Genomic DNA, 17,312 nt, shown 5'->3' on the forward strand with positions numbered 1-17,312 from the left:
ACGTCAGCGGATTTAGTCAGCAAGTTCTGCCGGGATGTCGAAACCGTTATCGCGGAACCACTGTGCCGCGCCCGGGTGCCAGGGCAGGAAAGTGTTCTTGTCGAAGTTCTCGGGCAGGGTTTCGACCGCAGCCTTGTGGATTTCCAGCATCTTTGGATTGTTGCCCATGACCGTGTCGACGACTTCATAGACAAAGCTGTCGGGCAGATCAGCATGCGCGATGGCGAAGTTCCACATCGACACCGAAAGCTGATCCTCTTCCAGCGACGGGTAGGTGCCCGCAGGAATCGTGAATTCGGCCACGGGTTGCGCGTCGATAACCGCCGCCTGTTCCTCGGGCGTGAAGCCGAAATAGGTCACGTCGGTCTGTGCATCGAGCTGGCTGAAGGCAGGGTAGGGCAGGCCGCCCGCCCAGGTGTAGACGTCGATCAGCCCGTCCTGCAGCTGGCCGGCAAGGTCGGCGGCGCCGCCGTTCCGGAACTCGACGTTTTTGCCCATGTCTTCGAGGATGCGCGGCCAGTAGGTGCCGGGTGTGCCGCCTGCAGGGCCAACGCCCACGACGGCGCCGTCGGGGATGTCGGCAAAGCTGGTGATGCCGGAGCTGGTCAGCGTGACGGCGTGAAAGCCCGTCTTGTACATGGGGAAGATCGCGCGGATCTGGTCGTGCTGCAGGCCTGGCGCCAGCGCGCTGTTGCCGTTCATTGCGTCAAAGGCTGGGCCCATTGTGACCATCGCCATATCCAGATCGCCGGTCTGCACCAGCGCTGCGTTCTGTACGGGGCCGCCGGTCACTTCGGTGCCGCCGGGAATGCCGAGCGCGTCCGCGACCATGTTGGCCCAGCCGGCGCCGTAGACGAAATAGGTGCCGCCCTGGCTTGCCGTGCCGACCGAGAAGCTGTCGGGCCAGTCGCTGCGGTCCTGCGCGCTGAGTGTCGTTGCGGCGAGCCCAATTGTGCTGGCCACTGCCGCGACCTGAACGGCCTTGAATGTGCGGGTGATGTTCATGATCTCCTCCTCCTGTCAGATGTGCGCGCTGTTTTCAGCGGCATTTGTAACTGAACACCTCGTACGTAGGGTGACGTATGGTAACGAAAAGGCGCAAGCCTGCGGATCAGCCGATCCTCGCCCAGACATGTCGGTATCCCTTTGGTTTCGTTGGCTACACTTTTTCTTGAAGGTGTCGTGAAGATCGCGCGCGGGGTCTGATCAAAGCGAAAGCCGCCGCTGAACGCCGATCTGATCAAGGAACATGTCATCGTGGCTGACGATCAGAATGGCGCCGTCAAAGACGCGCAACGCAGCCTCGAGCGTCTCGACCGCTTCGATGTCCAGGTGGTTGTTGGGTTCGTCCAGAAGAAGGAGCTGGGGCGGTTGGCTGTGGCCGAGGGTGCAGGCCAGACCTGCGCGCAGGCGTTGTCCGCCGCTGAGCGTGCCGACCTGCTGCAAGGCATCCTCGCCCCGGAACAGAAAGCGGGCGAGCACCGCGCGCCGGTCGTTTTCGCTGGCTTTTGGATCGAGGCGGGCGAGGGCGTCGCGCACGGTTTCGTTCGGGTCGAGCAGGCTCATGTCCTGATCCAGAAGCGCAGCGGGGACGTGCAGCCGAACCGACCCGGACACAACGGGAAGGTCGCCGTGGATGCAGGCCAGCAGCGTGGATTTGCCGGACCCGTTCGGTCCGACAATCGCGATGCGTTCTGGCCCTCGGAGCGTGAGGGAGATGTAGCGCAGTATAGGGGCATCAGATGCGTAGCCGAATGTCAGCCTGTCGACTTGCAGCACATCGCGCCCCTTGGCGAGGCCGGATGCTGGAATGTCCATGACCATGGGTTCGAGAACCTCCACCGACTTGCGGGCGGTTTCCAGCGCCGTTTCCGCGTCTTCCACCTGGCGATTGCGTAGACGGGCTGCCGCGCTGCCTGACCCTTCGCTGCGCTCCTTGGCGGCATCTAGCACGAGTTTTGACTGGCTGCCGGACGCCCGCAACTGTCGTCCTTGCCGGTCTGTGCGCACCTTGCGTTCGGCGGCGCGGCGGGCGCGCGCCTCTGTTTCGGTTACGGAGCGGGTGGCGCGGGCAAGGTCCTGTTGCGCTGATGCCAGTTCTGCAGATTTCATCTCGCGGTAGGCGGTGTAGTTCCCGCCATAGGTGCGCGCGCCGAGTGTGGTCAATTCGACAATGGCATCCATCCCGGCCAGCAATGTGCGGTCGTGGCTGGCGATGATGGCGCAGCCGGTCCATGCGCGCAATGCGTCGATGACATACGTGCGCCCGGCCCGATCCAAGTGGTTTGTCGGCTCGTCCAGCAGCAAGACATCGGGGTGTTGAAACATGAGTGCGGCAAGACCCGCGCGTGTGCGCTGTCCCCCGGACAGTGCGCCGAGGGGTGTATTGATCGGCAGGTCGAGACCGCTTGAGGTGAGGGCCGTTTCCAGCCGCGCCACAAGCGTCCAGTCCGCGTTGGCAAGATCGTCTGCGGTGGCTGTGCCTTGGTCCGCGCGGTTGAGAATGGCCAGATCGTCTCGGACCTCGAACAGATCTGCCAATGTGTCCTCTGGGCGGTGTTCGGGGGTCTGGCGCAGAAATCCGACGGCTGGCGGCCGCGTGATGGTTCCCGAAGAGGGGGCAAGTTCGCCTGCGATCAGACGCAGAAGCGTGGACTTTCCCGTGCCGTTGCGTCCGACAAGGCCGGTGCGTCCCGGTCCGAATGTCAGGTTGAGTTCGGTGAAAAGGGGGCTGTTGTCGGGCGCGTTCCAGCCGAGGCTGGCACAAATGATGGATGACATGGTGGAATGCTCGCTGCAGGGGAACCGGGGCGGTTGATCAGGTCGTGCGCGTGCAATCCATGTGCTTGGTCCTGTACTGGTCAGATATATTGGAAATAGGGGCCGGTGCGGCCTGTCACAAGTTGTGTAATGACTTACGCTTGAAGCGCGTTCAGCAGCGTGCGGAAATTGGTGCGTGCGCGGCCGGGGTGGCGCACCTTTTTCACCTGCGCGAGGTTTGACAGGTCGCGCGCGACCACAATCAGCCCGACCATCCCCAGTTCGTAATGCGGCAGGCAGAGGTAGCCATAAATGCCGGGAACCTTGAGCGTCACGGTGATTTCTTCGTCTATGCCGCCGTTCCAGGGCGCGGCCCCGTTCGGGATCATACCGCGCTTGGACGCGGAGTTGTGGCTGGGGTCCGTGGCCAGGAAAGTGACACTGTCTCCCTGATCCACATGCAGGATCGCCGGGTCGAACACGTTGAGGATATTGCGGTCATTGCAGTCGGCATTCAGCATGAGGACCGTGTGCTTGGCCCCCTCGGCGCCTGGAGCCGCCGTTTTTGCAGTGGCATAGCTGCCGGCAAGCGCGGCGAGTGAGACGGTGAAACTACGACGCGTAAGCATGAACGACGAGGTCCTCCCTGGGGCCGGTGGTGATATGGATGTCAACACCGTAGGTCTGCGCGATTTCAGGGTTGTGCAGAACGGTGCAGGGGGCGCCCTGGGCCACCACCTGTCCGTGTCGCAGCAGGATCAGGTGATCGGCAAAACGCGCGGCGAGGTTCAGGTCGTGCAGCGCGACGATCCCGATGGCCTTGCGCGTGGCGATGGTGTGTCGGATGCGCCCCAGTACGTCGAGCTGGTGGTGCAGGTCGAGGGCGGAGGTGGGCTCATCAAAGAGATACACGTCAGCCTGCCGGATCAGGGCCTGTGCGACCGACACCATCTGTGCCTGCCCGCCGGAGAGCTCTGAAATGTAAGCCTCGGACAGGTGGCCGATGCCCGCGGTATAGAGTGCGGCGCCGACGGCCTCCATGTCTTCGGGCGTGACCCGCCAGCCTGCGAGGTTCTTGCGGGCCATCATCACCACATCAAAGACTGTCAGGGCGGCGTTGGCTGCAAAGAACTGCGGCATGAAGCACACCCGTTTGAGCCGCGTGCGTGTTGGGAGCGTGGCCAGGTTTGTTCCGGCAAGCGTGACCGTGCCTGCCGATGGGGTCAGAAGCCCCGCAATGACCCGAAACAGGGTCGATTTACCGGATGCGTTCGGGCCAATGAGTGCTGTCAATTCGCCGGGCTTCAGGGCGTCGAACCCCGCGCCGCGCAGGACGGGCCGTTTGTCATAAGAGAAGTTGAGGTTTTGCGTCGTGAGTGTCACTGCCAGTGCCTTTTGCGTTGGCTGAGGATCAGGCTCACGAAAAACGGGATGCCGATCAGTGAGGTGATCATGCCGATGGGGTAGACGATGCCCGGCGTGATCGCCTTGGATGCGATGGACGTGCCCGACAGGATGAGTGCGCCCGCGAGGGCCGAGAGGGGCAGGAAACCGCGCTGGTCCTCGCCCACGACCATGCGCGCGATGTGGGGGCCGACAAGGCCGACAAAGGCGATCGCACCGACAAAGGACACGGCGACGGCCGACAGGAGCGAGACGCCCGCCAGAACGGTGAGACGCAAAAGCGAGACGTTCACACCAAGGGCCGCCGCCTTGTCCTCGCCCATGCGCAGGGCGGTCAGTGCCCAGCTGCGGCTGAGGAAGTAGGGTATAACAATGGCCAGCACGGCCAGACAAATGCCGACCTTTTCCCATGTGGCGCGAGCCAGGGAGCCCAGTTGCCAGAAGATCAGCTGGGCCAGCTGCAACTCTGATGCGCCGTATTGGAGGAACGCCAGCAATGCGTTGAAGGTGAACAGCATTGCGATGCCCACAAGGATCATCGCCTCGGGTGTGACGCCGCGCAGGCGGGTGAAGGCAAACAGCGCCAGTGACGCGAGCATGGACATGACAAACGCGTTCACGGTGACGAAGAAGCCGCCGACGCCGGGGATGACCGACAGGCCCATCACGATGGCAAGCGCCGCCCCGAAGGACGCGGCCGAGGACAGCCCCAGCGTGAACGGGTCGGCCAGCGGGTTGTTCAGGATGGTCTGCATCTCGGCGCCCGCGGCGCCGAGCATGGCGCCCACGACCACGGCCATCAGAGCGACGGGCAGGCGGAGGTCCCAGACAATCACCTCTTCCTTCACTGTTGCGATCGTGGGGTTCAGAATGACGTGCGTCACCCGCCAGAAGCCGAGGTCAGCGGGGCCGGTGATCACGTCGATGACAATTGTGGTGAACAAGGCGAGTGCGGCCAGGGCCACCAACGCCATGCGCCGAATAGAGCGGCGGCGGTAGGCCGTGACGATGCCTTGTGCATCGGGCGGTGCGGTTGTCTCTGCGGTCATGTGTGCGAAAGCCCGCGACGCATGATACGCCGCAGGCCGTCCTGATCAGTTGGCGGGCGCCGAAGCGCTGAGCCAGAACTGGCCGGAGTTGTCATAGGGCATGAACCTGTCATGCATCCGGTCAAACGTGTCATGCGGGTCAAGGTCTGCAAAATCGTCGGGGTAGAGCCACTTGGCAATCTGCTGCACCGCAACGAAGTGATAGGGTGAGTTGTAGAATTGGTGGTATATGGAGTGGTAGTTTCCATTCTGCACGGCGCGCAGATCCTTGAACCCTGAGCGGCCCGCCAGTGCCGCGATCATTTCCGCGTTCACCGCTGGGTCTCCTTCGTAGCCGAGCAGTGTCGAAGTCACTTCGGGCTTGGCTTCGGCCCAGTTGGCGCCGGTGCCGATGATATGGTCTGGGTCCGCTTCGATGATCCCTTCCATCGAAAGATCCACTGAATAGGCGTTTGCGAGGGTCGAGGCGAAGTTGGTGCCGCCCGCCAATTCCACGAAACGTCCGTAGTTGTAGGGACCGAAGGACCAGCAGCAGAAATCGTTCTGCCATCCGGCGGCATTTTCGATCACCACGAGCGGGCGGTCTTCGGCCGGGATCTGGTCAATGACGTTGGTCACCTTGCGCATTTCGGCCACGTAAAAGTCGACGAACTCGAGTGCACCCTGTTCTTCGCCCAGCAGCCGCCCAAGGATCAGGAGGGACGGAACCGTGTTTTCAGTGGCGTTGCGGCGGAAGTCGATGAAGGCAACGGATACCCCGGCCTTGCCCAACTTCTCGATCAAGCCTGTTTCCTCGGCTTTGAAGAGGTTGCCCACGTCCAGAAGCAAGAGATCGGCTTCCGCTTCCAACACCGCTTCGATGCTGAAGTCACCGGCATAGGGATTGCCGAAGTTGATCATTCGGTCTGCATCTTCCGGGAAGGCGGCCTGAAACTTGCGAAAGGCGTCTGGGTCGTATTGGACCAGATCGTCTTTCCAGCCCACGATCTTTTCGAACGGGTTACCGTCGGTGATGGCGGCGATGGAATACATCATCCGGCCTTCGCCCAGAATGATCTTGTCAGGTGCTTCGGTCAGAGTGACTTCGCGGCCTGCGATGTCGGTTAGGGTCAGCGCTTCGGCATGTGCGTCAGGGGCTGCCGCGAGCAAGGTCGCAGTGGCTGCTATAGCGGAGGCGAAGCCGCTGACATTCATGATGAACGTCATAGCGGTCTCCTGTTGGCTATGACCGCCTTGGTACGGGGAGTCGAAGGCAATTCAAAGCGAAATAATCAGGTATTTCAGAAAAGGGGGCGGCAGGCTTCACTTTGCCGGCAGTGTCGTTTCAATTGGTCGAATATTGACTTTCAATTGGTCGAAGCTGTACTTTCAGACGGTCGAAATCATGAGGTTTCTGCGTGTATCCACGATTTGCCAGAACCAGGATCACCGAAGCGCTGTCAGACACCCGCGTTGTTATGATCGCAGGACCACGCCAGTCGGGCAAGACCACGCTGGCGATGGATCTGGCAGGTGACGATCTGCCGTACCTCACGCTGGATGACGCCACTGTGCTGCGTGCGGCACAGGATGATCCGGTTGGCTTTATACGTGGTCTGGATCGCGCTGTCATTGATGAGGTGCAACGCGCGCCCGATCTGTTGCTGGCCATCAAGGCGGCGGTCGATAACGACCAGACGCCGGGCAGATTTCTGCTGACGGGATCAGCCAATCTGATGACACTTCCGAAAGTTGCGGACTCTCTGGCCGGTCGCATGGACGTCATTCGGTTGCTCCCACTCGCGCAGGCGGAGATCGAAGCGCAGCAATCGCGCTTTATAGATACTGCCTTTGCTGGCCGCGTGCCCACCACCGGCACGCCTGTGCTTGGACCCGATCTTGTGGATCGGGTACTGGCAGGTGGATATCCCGAGGCTTTGCGGCGCCCGCAGTGGCCGCGGCGCCAGGACTGGTATCACAGTTATCTGGACGCCATCGTCCAGCGCGATGTACGAGATGTGGCGCAGATCGAGCAAGTGGCGCTCATGCCGCGCCTTTTGTCTGTGTTGGCGGAGCATTCGGGGCAGTTGGTGAACTATTCGCGTGTCGGGTCTGCGCTGGGGCTGAACCACGTCACAACCCAGAAATACATGCGCGTGTTTGAGGCGCTGTATCTTGTTCACAGCCTACAGCCTTGGTTCAACAATCGTCTCAAGCGCATGACCAAATCCCCGAAGCTGCATTTTTTGGATGCAGGGCTGCTGGCGGCCATGCGGGACGTGTCACCGGATGTGGTGGCGCGGGACCGGTCCGTGTTTGGCCCCATTCTTGAGACCTTTGTGTTCAGCGAGTTGCGTAAGATCGCCTCTTGGAGCGACCAGCGCTGCACATTTTCCCACTTTCGCGACAAGGACAGAAACGAGGTGGACATCGTGCTGGAGAGCCGCAAGGGCGAGGTTGTCGGCATTGAGGTAAAGGCATCCGCAACCGTCACGTCTGCGGATTTCTCGGGTCTGCGCAAGCTGGCAGGTGCGTGCAGATCGAAATTTGCGCAGGGTCTTGTTCTTTATGACCACGATCAGGTGGTGCCGTTTGGTGAAAACTTGTTTGCCGTGCCGATATCGAGCCTTTGGCACAGCACCTAAGTCTTGCCGTTGAGGATGGCCATTCGGCCGAGGCCGGCAGCGGTGCCTTGAGCCAGCCAAGTGCTGTCGATGAAAACCAGACACGCGCCAGCGACGGTCGTGATGTCCAACGGGGTCAGGGTGGGTAAACCGATCAGGACCAAGGCAGGTCAGGACACAAAGATGAACGGAATGACGCAAGCCATCCAATCGTTTGGCCATTGCGGTGACCGCGGTTTGCGGCCGCAAAGAAGGCGTCAAAGACCTGAACGATCGGAACGTCTTGCCTGTCGTGTCAGGAGAGGGCTCCCCGGTCGTGTTGCTCTGGTCGTTCCATTCTTAGCTGGGTGCGCTGATCAAGCGGCCGAACAGCGTTTGTGACATCAATCCATTTTCATCGCTTCCGTTTCGATGTTGATGCGCACCTCGTCGCCGACAAGCCCGTTGTCGACACCATATGTCATGCCGAAATCGCTGCGTTGGATTGTGGTCGACATCGACAGGCCCAGCACCTCGCGTTTGTGGCCGAACGGGTATTCCGCGACTTTGTTGAGCGTCACATCAAGCGTCACAGGTTGCGTGACGCCCAGAATTGTCAGATCGCCCGTGACCGTGCCGTTCACATCGCTCTCTGCGGTCCCGCCGTTGGCGACGAATGTGATGTCGGGGTGGTCCGATACATGCAGGAAATCCTGATTGCGCACGTGCCCGTCGCGCCGATCGTTGAATGTGTTGACCGAGCTTGCGTCAATTGTCACTGCAACTTCGCCAAGTTCCTGCGTTTCGACATCATAGGAAAAGGCGCCCTCAAGCTCTGTGAAGATGCCGAGCGTGCGGGCGTAACCGATATGTTCGATGGTGAAATAGACGTTGGTGTGCTCTGTATCGAGTTCATAGCGTGCCATGTCCGCTTGTGCGCTGGCTGCAAGGGCTGCAAAAACGGCGGTCGCTGCGAGAGTTGTGCGCATGATGTCGTATATCCTCTTGTGCGCGCTCCGATTGGAATGCGAGCGGCAAGCGCGTCGCCGGAGTTGCGTGATTTTGGGTTACATGATGGATGATATAGTGCAGTGACGCAGCAATACAGCTTTGATCGGACGCAGCCGCGGCAGCTTCGCTGCGCCACATGGAATGTGCACCGCGCCAAGGGCATTGATGGAAAGGTCGATCCTGACCGGATCATGCGGATAATCGACCAAACGCTGGCACCTTTGCAGCTGGACGTTCTGGCCTTGCAAGAAGCTGACGAAGAATGTCGCCCCCATGCAGGTATCCTTGATATGCGCCGGATCGCCGAAAGCACGGGGCTGGACTACATCCACGATCCTGTTGTGCGGTGGGGGCCGCAGAGTGATGGGTTCCTGGGCACGATCCTGTTTTTGTCCCCCGCACTCAAGCGCACGCACATGGATGTCATTGACCTTCCGGGCCATTGCCACCGCGGGGCTGTGGTGGCCGAGACGCTGTGCGGCGACCGCCCGGTGCGCATCATCAGCACGCACTTGTCGCTGTTTCAGCCCTTGCGCGTGATCCAGATGCGCATCATCGGTCAGTATTTACGCCGGCGTGCCCCGATGCAGACAATCTTGCTGGGTGATCTCAATGAGTGGCGTCCGTGGGGAGGGGCGATGTTCAATCGTCGCCTCTTGGGTGCCAAGTTTCGCGGTCCGGTGCGCCGCACTTTTCCAAGCAGGCGACCGCTTTTGCCACTGGACCGCATACTGACCGATGCGCCGGGTCGTATTCGACAGATCCGCGCCGAAGTGACCGACGACGTGATGGCAGCGTCTGATCATTTACCGCTTGCGGCTATTGTCACAGTTTCGTGACATACCTGAATATTCCGCCCGTTCGCGTGTTTATCAAACTGTGCAAGTCCACGCGCGGGACTAGGTACTGCCTCTGAATGACTGGAAAAACAAATGTTTCGTAGCACGCCGCATATCGTTGCGTACAAGACCGAAAGCCATACGCCGTTGCGAGGCATGCTTGGCGCGTCGGCGCTGTTTGGGGCGCTGCTGCTTCTGGCCTCTCACTACACTTTCGGCGCTGCGACTGCGCCGCTTGCGGCATTCGCGGTCGCTGTAACGATTGCAGCTTACGGGCTGACGCACAGCTATGTGCATCCAGTGCTGGGGTTGTGTAATGTCGTCACCCTGTCGCGGGTGGCGATGGTGGCATTTCTGTTTGGCGCCGTGCTGGTTCCGGAGGTGTCTGCCTGGCTGGTGTTTGTGGTCGCGCTTGCCACATTTGCACTGGACGGCGTTGACGGCTGGTTGGCGCGCCGCGCCGGGCTTTCGTCGGATTTTGGGGCCCGCTTCGATATGGAAACGGACGCCGGTTTGGGTGCGGTGATTGCTGTATTGCTGCTGGTCACGGGCACCACCGGTGTGGAGATCCTGGTCCTTGGGTTCATGCGCTACGCCTTTGTCTGCGCCGGTGTCATCTGGCCCGCCTTGCAGGCACCCCTGCCGCATTCGATCCGTCGCAAGGCAATCTGCGTCGTTCAGATCGCCGCCCTGATCCTGCTGCTGTTTCCGCCAACGCCGGAGATGGTCGGGGTTCCTGTGGCCACGATCGCGGCCGTTTTGCTTGTATGGTCGTTCCTTGTCGACATCCTGTGGCTGGCGAAGCACGCTGAATGACAAGGGGTGTGGGGCTTACTCTTGCTGCGGCGGTGATCTTTGCCGTGCTGGTGCTGCCAAACCACCCCGGCACGATGAAATGGAGCGCGCTCAACCGTTGGCCTTTGGAATTGCCCGTCTTGCTGCTGGGCGCGCTTGCTATCGGCCCCCGTTGGGGTGTGACCTATGCTGCAGCCCTGGCGCTTGTGTTTGCCGTGATCATCAAAGTGGCCGACTACGGGATGTTCAGCGCGTTTAACAGGACATTCAACCCGGTGCTTGATCTGTTTCTGGTCGGGGCCGGCCTGTCGCTTTTGCAGGACAGCATTGGTACAGGGCTGGCCGCGCTCGCGGTTATGGGCGGCGCACTCGCCTTGATCCTGCTCTTCCTCGCCCTTGAACGCAGCCTGCGCGCATGGGCGCGTTTGTCACCGCCAAAGCCCGTACGATTGTCTGCGGCGGTGTTGGCCCTTCTTGGCGCAGGTTGGGCCGCGGCTGATGCTGGGCATCATTTGGAGTATTGGCGCTTTGACAAAAGCCCCCCCGGCACGGCGTGGACCACGCGCCTGACTGTCAAACGGGGGATCGAAGTGCAGCAGACCGCGACTGAACTGGCGCGATTTGCAGAAGCCGCGCAAAAGGATGCCTATGCCGACGCCTCCGGACTGCTGAACGCACTTGAAGGCCGGGATGTCATCCTGATCTGGATCGAAAGCTATGGGCGCGCCAGCTTTGACAACCCGCTCTATGCTCCGACGCACTTGGGAACGCTGCACGCGGCGCAAGCCGAGATCGCGCAAACCGGAATGGCCATGAAAAGCGGTTGGCTGACGGCCCCAACATCAGGCGGTCAAAGCTGGCTGGCGCACGGCGCGCTCGCCAGTGGCCTTTGGACATCCGACAACGGGCGGTACAAGGCCATGCTGGCCAGCGGTCAAAGGTGGCTGTTCCACTTCGCCCAGGACGCGGGCTACCGCACGACGGCGATCATGCCCGCGATTACCGTGGGCTGGCCCGAAAGTCTGGTCATGGGCTTTGACCAGATCTTTCCTGCCTCCGACATCCCCTACAAAGGTGATCCGTTCCGCTGGGTCACCATGCCGGACCAGTTCACACTGGCCGCATATCCTGCGCTGCTCACACCCGATACGCGACCCGACTTCGTTCAGATCGCGCTTATCTCGTCCCACGCGCCTTGGACCCCTATTGCGGACATGGTGCCGTGGGACGCGGTCGATGACGGGACCATTTTTAACGACATGGCGGCGCGGGGCCCGGCGCCCAAGGATCTGTGGCGCGACCAGGATGCGGTGCGCGATGCCTATCGCCGGTCGGTCGATTACTCCCTGCGCGCAACGTTCGCGCACGTGGCGCGGCTTGGCGATGCGGCGCCGCTGATCATTGTGGCGGGCGATCACCAGGCGGCAGGCTTCGTCGCGGGTAGCGATAACAAGGATGTCGCCGTCCATATGATCGGCCCGCCTGATGTGCTTGACCGGATCACGCACTGGGAGTGGACCGACGGCCTGATTCCTTCCCCGGATGGCCCCGTGCGGCGCATGGACAGCTTTCGCAACGCCTTTCTTGACGCATTCACCTACGCGCAGGTTTCGGAGATGGTAGGGAAATGACTATGCACTGGATCAAGTTCGCCGTGTCTGCCGGGGCGCTTGCCCTGCTCATGTGGTGGACCGACGCACCGAGTGTTTTGGCCCGCCTGCAGGATGCGGACCTTACGTGGATCCTGCTGGCGTTGCTGTCCGTGACGGCGGCCACATTCGCGATGGCCAGCCGGTGGCAGATTGCGGCGCGGGCATTTGATATCCGCATCGCGTATGGGTTGGCCTTGCGCGAGTACTACCTGGCGCAGCTGATCAACCTGGCCGTACCGGGCGGCGTGGCGGGTGACGTGACGCGGGCGGTCCGCGTGCGCCAGGCGGGTGATCTGAAACGCGCGGCACAGTCGGTCATGGCCGAGCGGCTCTTGGGCCAAAGCGCGCTCCTCGGGCTCATGCTGCTTGGCTTTGCCGCAGCGCTCGTCTTGCCGGGCGGGCCCATGTGGGGCGGCTTGGGCTGGCTTGTCCTGAGTGTCCTTGGGGGGTGTATCGCCGCCGCTGCCGTCACGGCCAAGACCAATACGGCAACAGCCCGGTTCATTCGCACAACCGGCAATCTGTTGCGGCGCCCCGCCCTGATCGCGCACGGCGCCGTCACGACTTTATGCCTTATCTTCGGCTTTTACGCCTGCGCGCGCGCAACCGGAGTGACGCTCCCCATTGAGGCATGGGCAACCCTTATCCCTCTGGTCCTCACCGCCATGCTGATCCCGCTGTCCATCGGTGGCTGGGGCTGGCGCGAAGGGGCTGCTGCGGCCCTCTTTCCAATGATCGGCGCACCGGCCAGTGCGGGCGTGGCGACAGGCATCACCTACGGCCTCGTGCTCTTCGTCGCCGCACTCCCGGCTGCCGGTCTCCTTCTAGTCCAAGGCATTTCATTCCCCCTTCCAACGAAAGGCAAAGCTGACACATCATGACACAACCTGCTCATCTCACCCGCCGCTTCTTTCTTCAAACCAGCGCCACCGGCGTTGCAACCGTTGCCGCAGGCGTCCCCGCCTTTGCCGCAACATCGGTGAACTTCCAGCTGTCGTGGCTGCATTCGGTACAATTCGGCGGCAGCTATATCGCCGCCGACAAGGGGTATTGGAGCGACCTGGGCCTCGACGTTTCGCTGAGCCAGGGCGGCCCCAATGCGCCTGTTGAACCGCCCGTCGTGTCGGGCACTGCGCTTGTCGGGATTTCCGCCGCCGACTACACAGCCGCCGCCGTGGCGCAGGGTGCGCCGTTCAAGATCATCGCCGTCGCCATGCAGAAGAACCCGTTTGCCATCGCGTCACTCGCTGGCAACCCGGTGAACACGCCCGCAGACCTTGTCGGCAAGCGGATCGGTATGGCGGTGGCCAACACACCTGTGTTGCAAGCGCTCTGCACGCTGAACAACATCGACATCAATGGCATCGAGATTGTGCCGACCCAATACGACCCCGCTCCGTTGGTGAGCGGACAGGTCGATTGCCTGCTCTGCTGGGAAACCGATCTGCCCGTCGCGATGACGGTGCAGGGGGTCGACAACACAACGATGCTGATGGCCGATCATGGCTATGCCCTGCATTCGCAAACCTACATCGCGACCGAAGACGCGCTGGCCAATCGCCGCGCCGATCTGGTGGCGCTTTTGAAGGGCGAGGTGATGGGCTGGAACGACTATTTCGCCGATACGGATGCCGCTGCGGCCCTCGCCGTCGACATGTTCCCTGACGCGGGCCTCGACCTTGAGGCGCAGAAGTTGCAGGCTGCGCGGCAGGTGCCGTTGATGTTCAGCGATCTGACAGCAGAGAACGGGTTTGGTTGGTTTACGGATGAAACCGTCGCCTCCAATATCGAAACTCTGGCGCTGCTCGGGCAGGATGTTTCGGCGGATTTGTGGGACCGGTCGCTGCTCGAAGAGGTGCATGGCTGATCTACGCCTGAGGTCCGTCCGGGCATGGTCAGCATCAATATCCAGTGCAACAGCGTCACCAAGCGTTTTGGCGCGACCGAAGTTGTCGCGCCCTTTTCCGTCACGCTTGCCGCAGGGCAAACCACGGCGCTTGTGGGTCCGTCGGGTTGCGGTAAATCAACGATCTTGCGGATGATCGCGGGACTGGAGGCGCCGGATGACGGCACAATCACGCTTGGATCCGACCCGCCAAAAACAGTCGCCAGGCGAGGCGGTCTGGCTATGGCGTTTCAGGATCCGTCGCTGCTGCCGTGGCGCAGCGTGCGCGCCAATATTGCACTGGGGGCCGAACTGGCCCGCAAACCAGTGGGTGATGTCGATGCGCTGATCGACTTGGTCGGTCTGGACGGTTTCGCGGACCACCGCCCGGCTGAATTGTCCGGCGGCATGCGTCAACGCGCAGCCATTGCCCGCAGCCTCGTCTCCGCACCTGATGTGCTGCTGCTCGATGAGCCGTTTGGCGCAGTCGATGCGATGACGCGCAGGCGGCTCAACGCGGACCTGCCGCCGCTCTGGCGGTCGCGCGGCGCGACGGTCGTCCTGATCACCCATTCCGTGCAAGAGGCGGTCTTGCTTTCTGATCGGGTTCTGGTGTTGTCTCCGAGGCCGGCGCGCATCGTCGCCGATATCCCCATTGAACTGACTGGCCCGCGCCACGCCGACCAGTTCGAAACGCGCGACTTTCTCGCGTCCTCGCGCCGGGTTTTCGCGGCGCTCGAGGACACATGACGTCCGCGCTGCGCATCATCGGCTGGGCGCTTCTGGCACTTATTCTGTGGGACCTAATCGCCCGCGTCGTGCCCGGCAATGCGCTTGTCAGCAGCCCGTTCGCCATCATGGCTTACACCCGTGACAATGCCGCACTGCTTATTCGCGCGACGGTCGAAACATCAATCAACGCCGCGTGGGGCTTTGTTTGGGGAAACCTTGGCGCCATGGTGCTGGGCGCCGCGATTATGCTGGTACCGCGCAGCGAACGCACCCTAAATTCGCTGGCGCTCTTGATCTTCTGCATTCCGCTTATCGCCAGCGGTCCAATCCTGCGCGTGCTTTTCGGCACTGGCACCGGCCCGCAAATCACGCTCGCCGCACTGGCCGTTTACTATACGACACTGCTCACCTTCCTTGTTGGCCTTCGTTCGGTGTCGCAGACTTGGACCGATCTCATGCGCGTCTACGGGCGCGGGGCACTGGCCACACTGGTCCGCATCCGCGCGCGCGCCAGCCTGCCTTACCTGTTCGTGGGGCTGCAAATCAGCGCGCCTGCCGCCTTCCTCGGCGCCATGATCGGCGAGTTCACCGGGGCGGAGCGGGGCCTTGGCGTGCTGACGCTGCGCGCGATGCGGGGGTTGGACACTGATGCCACGTGGACGCTTGCGCTGATCTCCGCCTTGCTCGCCATGGCAGGCTATGCGCTGATCGGATGGGTCGGCCAGCGGCTGGTCGGATACCGGCCTGTCATCTTGCTGTCCGCGCCCACATCAATAGGCTCGCGCGGGCCCCTGACCCGCGTCGCCGAGATTGCGTTTATCGTGGCCTTGGGCTTGTCCCTCTGGCAGGTGTCGATGGACGCCTTTGACCTAAACCGCTTCTTTGCCAAGCGGCCGGGTGATGTCTGGATCTTCCTGATGGACGCGAACAACCGCAGCATACTGCTGTCGGCACTTGGCGAAACCCTGTCCTTCGCCGCGCCGGGGTACATCGCAGGCCTTGCTCTGGGCGCGGCTCTCGCGGTTCTCCTGGTGCTGTCTCCGGCCCTGAGTGGGGCGATGATGCCCGTTGCTGTCGCCTTGCGCGCTGTGCCGATCATCACGACTGCGCCGTTGCTGGTGCTGGCCTTTGGTCGGGGGCTGGTGGGCACGATGGTCGTGGTTGCGGTGATGATCTTTTTTCCCACCTTCGTCGCCTGCCAACAGGGTCTGCGCCAGACGCCCGGGCAGATTACTGATCTGTTCAGAAGCTATGGGGCAGGGCGGTGGGCGTTGCTGCGCGCAGCCCAGGTCCCGGCTATGCTGCCCGCCTTTTTCGCGTCGGCGCGCATGGCTGTGCCAGCGGCGTTGCTGGCGGTGACGACGGTGGAGTGGCTGGCGACGGGTAAGGGGATTGGCGTTCTGATGGCGATGACCGCGAGCACATCGAACTACAATATGCTCTGGTCCTGTGTGGCGGTGCTGGCGCTGGTGGCCGTGGCCGTCTACGCACTGGTCGCGACACTGGAACGCGCTGTGCTGCGCATCTACGCAAGCGAGCAGGTGACATGACGCGGGCCGTTTTCGCCATCCCGGGCGACAAGGATCGTCGCACTGGCGGCTTCATCTATGAGGCACGCGTGCTGGCCGAGTTGAACGAGATGGGTTGTACAACGGCGCATTTACAATTGCCCGACAGCTTTCCTGATCCTACCGCGTCGGACATGGCAATGACCCTTGATGCGTTGCGGGCGGTTCCGGCGCATTTGCCTATCATACTGGATGGTCTTGTTTTTGGTGCAATTGACCCGATCGGGCTGGCCGAGGTCGCTGCGCCGGTGATTGCCATGGTTCATCATCCTCTGGGCCTTGAGACGGGCTTGCCCAAGGCGCGTGCCGACTTTCTGTTGCAAAACGAAGCAGCGGCTCTGCGTCAAACCGAACATGTCATTGTACCAAGTCCTGAAACGGCGCGCGTCTTATGTCGCGATTTGGGTGCCGATCTAGACAGGATCACGGTGGCACCGCCTGGATTTGACAGACCGATTGTCAATCGTGAACCCTGCAACCCTCAGCTCATTTTGTCTGTCGGACTTCTGGCGCCGCGCAAGGGGCATGACGTTTTGCTGACGGCCCTTGGCCAACTGCGAGACCTGGAATGGCAGGCGGACATCGTGGGCAAGACACATGATGCGGATTATGCGACTGCACTCTATGTTCAGGCCCGTGCATTATGCATTGATGATCGTGTGACGTTTTCTGGCGAAGTTGATCCGTCTGGACTTTCCAGCCGTTTCAATGCTGCACATGTTTTCGCGCTTGCGACCCGGTACGAGGGGTATGGCATGGTTTTGGGCGAGGCCATGGCATATGGTCTGCCGGTTGTGTCATGCCGGGTCGGCGCTGTTCCCGAAACGGTCGGGAAAGCAGCTGTGCTTGTCCCGCCAGATGATCCCGCAGCGTTGGCGACCACGCTGCGGCAGATCCTGCAAGACGAATCCAAAGCAGTTGAATTGTCCCGGCTGTCAGTGAAAGAAGCTGCGACGCTTCCCCGATGGCGGGATGCGGCGCGGTTGTTTGAAACGGTGATTGGCGGGTGCGTCATTTAGGGATGGCGAGTTCTAA

16 protein-coding genes are annotated in these 17,312 nt (G+C 61.7%); 9 read left to right on the plus strand and 7 right to left on the minus strand.

Features of this window, described 5'->3' with window-relative positions:
• Positions 1 to 12: 12 nt before the first annotated feature.
• The 6 genes from BWR18_RS19850 to BWR18_RS19875 all read right to left on the minus strand — a co-directional run bounded on the left by BWR18_RS19850 (position 13) and on the right by BWR18_RS19875 (position 6,419).
• On the minus strand, positions 13 to 1,005 hold the full coding sequence (locus BWR18_RS19850) for a TAXI family TRAP transporter solute-binding subunit (protein ID WP_076630578.1): 993 nt from the start codon (positions 1,003 to 1,005) through the stop codon (positions 13 to 15).
• Between the two features lie 201 nt (positions 1,006 to 1,206).
• Positions 1,207 to 2,781, minus strand: coding sequence for an ABC-F family ATP-binding cassette domain-containing protein (locus BWR18_RS19855; RefSeq protein ID WP_076630579.1), 1,575 nt, complete (start codon positions 2,779 to 2,781; stop codon positions 1,207 to 1,209).
• 134 nt (positions 2,782 to 2,915) lie between these two features.
• Positions 2,916 to 3,389: a pseudoazurin gene (locus BWR18_RS19860; protein WP_076630580.1), complete on the minus strand. Its 474-nt coding sequence runs from the start codon at positions 3,387 to 3,389 to the stop codon at positions 2,916 to 2,918.
• Entirely contained in the window at positions 3,373 to 4,143 is a 771-nt protein-coding gene (locus BWR18_RS19865) for an ABC transporter ATP-binding protein (protein ID WP_076630581.1), read from the minus strand. The genes BWR18_RS19860 and BWR18_RS19865 overlap by 17 nt, the downstream gene beginning before the upstream one ends.
• The gene (locus BWR18_RS19870; protein ID WP_076630582.1) at positions 4,140 to 5,213 is read right to left on the minus strand and encodes a FecCD family ABC transporter permease; all 1,074 of its coding nucleotides are present in this window, start codon (positions 5,211 to 5,213) and stop codon (positions 4,140 to 4,142) included. Before BWR18_RS19870 ends, BWR18_RS19865 begins: the two co-directional genes overlap by 4 nt.
• 45 nt (positions 5,214 to 5,258) lie before the next feature.
• On the minus strand, positions 5,259 to 6,419 hold the full coding sequence (locus tag BWR18_RS19875; protein WP_076630583.1) for an ABC transporter substrate-binding protein: 1,161 nt from the start codon (positions 6,417 to 6,419) through the stop codon (positions 5,259 to 5,261).
• Positions 6,420 to 6,670: 251 nt separating this feature from the next.
• Here BWR18_RS19875 and BWR18_RS19880 point away from each other — a divergent pair, with 251 nt between their 5' ends.
• Complete coding sequence (locus BWR18_RS19880) at positions 6,671 to 7,837, plus strand: ATP-binding protein (protein ID WP_083957945.1); 1,167 nt, start codon at positions 6,671 to 6,673, stop codon at positions 7,835 to 7,837.
• Between the two features lie 362 nt (positions 7,838 to 8,199).
• Here the strand turns inward: BWR18_RS19880 and BWR18_RS19885 are convergent, their stop codons facing one another.
• Positions 8,200 to 8,721 carry a YceI family protein gene (locus BWR18_RS19885; protein ID WP_254685011.1) on the minus strand — a complete coding sequence of 174 codons (522 nt, stop codon included), beginning with the start codon at positions 8,719 to 8,721 and terminating at the stop codon, positions 8,200 to 8,202.
• Positions 8,722 to 8,886: 165 nt separating this feature from the next.
• On the opposite strand from BWR18_RS19885, the gene BWR18_RS19890 reads away from it, so the two are divergent.
• From BWR18_RS19890 to BWR18_RS19925, 8 genes are all read left to right on the plus strand, one after another.
• A complete protein-coding gene (locus BWR18_RS19890) occupies positions 8,887 to 9,645 on the plus strand; it encodes an endonuclease/exonuclease/phosphatase family protein (protein ID WP_076630586.1) in 759 nt (252 codons plus the stop codon).
• Positions 9,646 to 9,738: 93 nt separating this feature from the next.
• Positions 9,739 to 10,461 carry a CDP-alcohol phosphatidyltransferase family protein gene (locus BWR18_RS19895; protein WP_157598953.1) on the plus strand — a complete coding sequence of 241 codons (723 nt, stop codon included), beginning with the start codon at positions 9,739 to 9,741 and terminating at the stop codon, positions 10,459 to 10,461.
• On the plus strand, positions 10,458 to 12,071 hold the full coding sequence (locus tag BWR18_RS19900) for a sulfatase-like hydrolase/transferase (RefSeq protein WP_076630588.1): 1,614 nt from the start codon (positions 10,458 to 10,460) through the stop codon (positions 12,069 to 12,071). Before BWR18_RS19895 ends, BWR18_RS19900 begins: the two co-directional genes overlap by 4 nt.
• A gap of 2 nt (positions 12,072 to 12,073) precedes the next feature.
• Positions 12,074 to 12,973: a lysylphosphatidylglycerol synthase transmembrane domain-containing protein gene (locus tag BWR18_RS19905; RefSeq protein WP_076630589.1), complete on the plus strand. Its 900-nt coding sequence runs from the start codon at positions 12,074 to 12,076 to the stop codon at positions 12,971 to 12,973.
• Positions 12,970 to 13,959, plus strand: coding sequence for an ABC transporter substrate-binding protein (locus BWR18_RS19910; protein WP_076630590.1), 990 nt, complete (start codon positions 12,970 to 12,972; stop codon positions 13,957 to 13,959). The genes BWR18_RS19905 and BWR18_RS19910 overlap by 4 nt, the downstream gene beginning before the upstream one ends.
• A gap of 24 nt (positions 13,960 to 13,983) precedes the next feature.
• A complete protein-coding gene (locus BWR18_RS19915) occupies positions 13,984 to 14,727 on the plus strand; it encodes an ABC transporter ATP-binding protein (protein WP_076630591.1) in 744 nt (247 codons plus the stop codon).
• Positions 14,724 to 16,259, plus strand: coding sequence for an ABC transporter permease (locus BWR18_RS19920; protein ID WP_076630592.1), 1,536 nt, complete (start codon positions 14,724 to 14,726; stop codon positions 16,257 to 16,259). The genes BWR18_RS19915 and BWR18_RS19920 overlap by 4 nt, the downstream gene beginning before the upstream one ends.
• On the plus strand, positions 16,256 to 17,296 hold the full coding sequence (locus BWR18_RS19925) for a glycosyltransferase family 4 protein (protein WP_076630593.1): 1,041 nt from the start codon (positions 16,256 to 16,258) through the stop codon (positions 17,294 to 17,296). Before BWR18_RS19920 ends, BWR18_RS19925 begins: the two co-directional genes overlap by 4 nt.
• Positions 17,297 to 17,312 lie beyond the last annotated feature (16 nt).

The sequence above is a fragment of the Tateyamaria omphalii genome, assembly GCF_001969365.1.
Lineage (GTDB): Bacteria > Pseudomonadota > Alphaproteobacteria > Rhodobacterales > Rhodobacteraceae > Tateyamaria > Tateyamaria omphalii_A.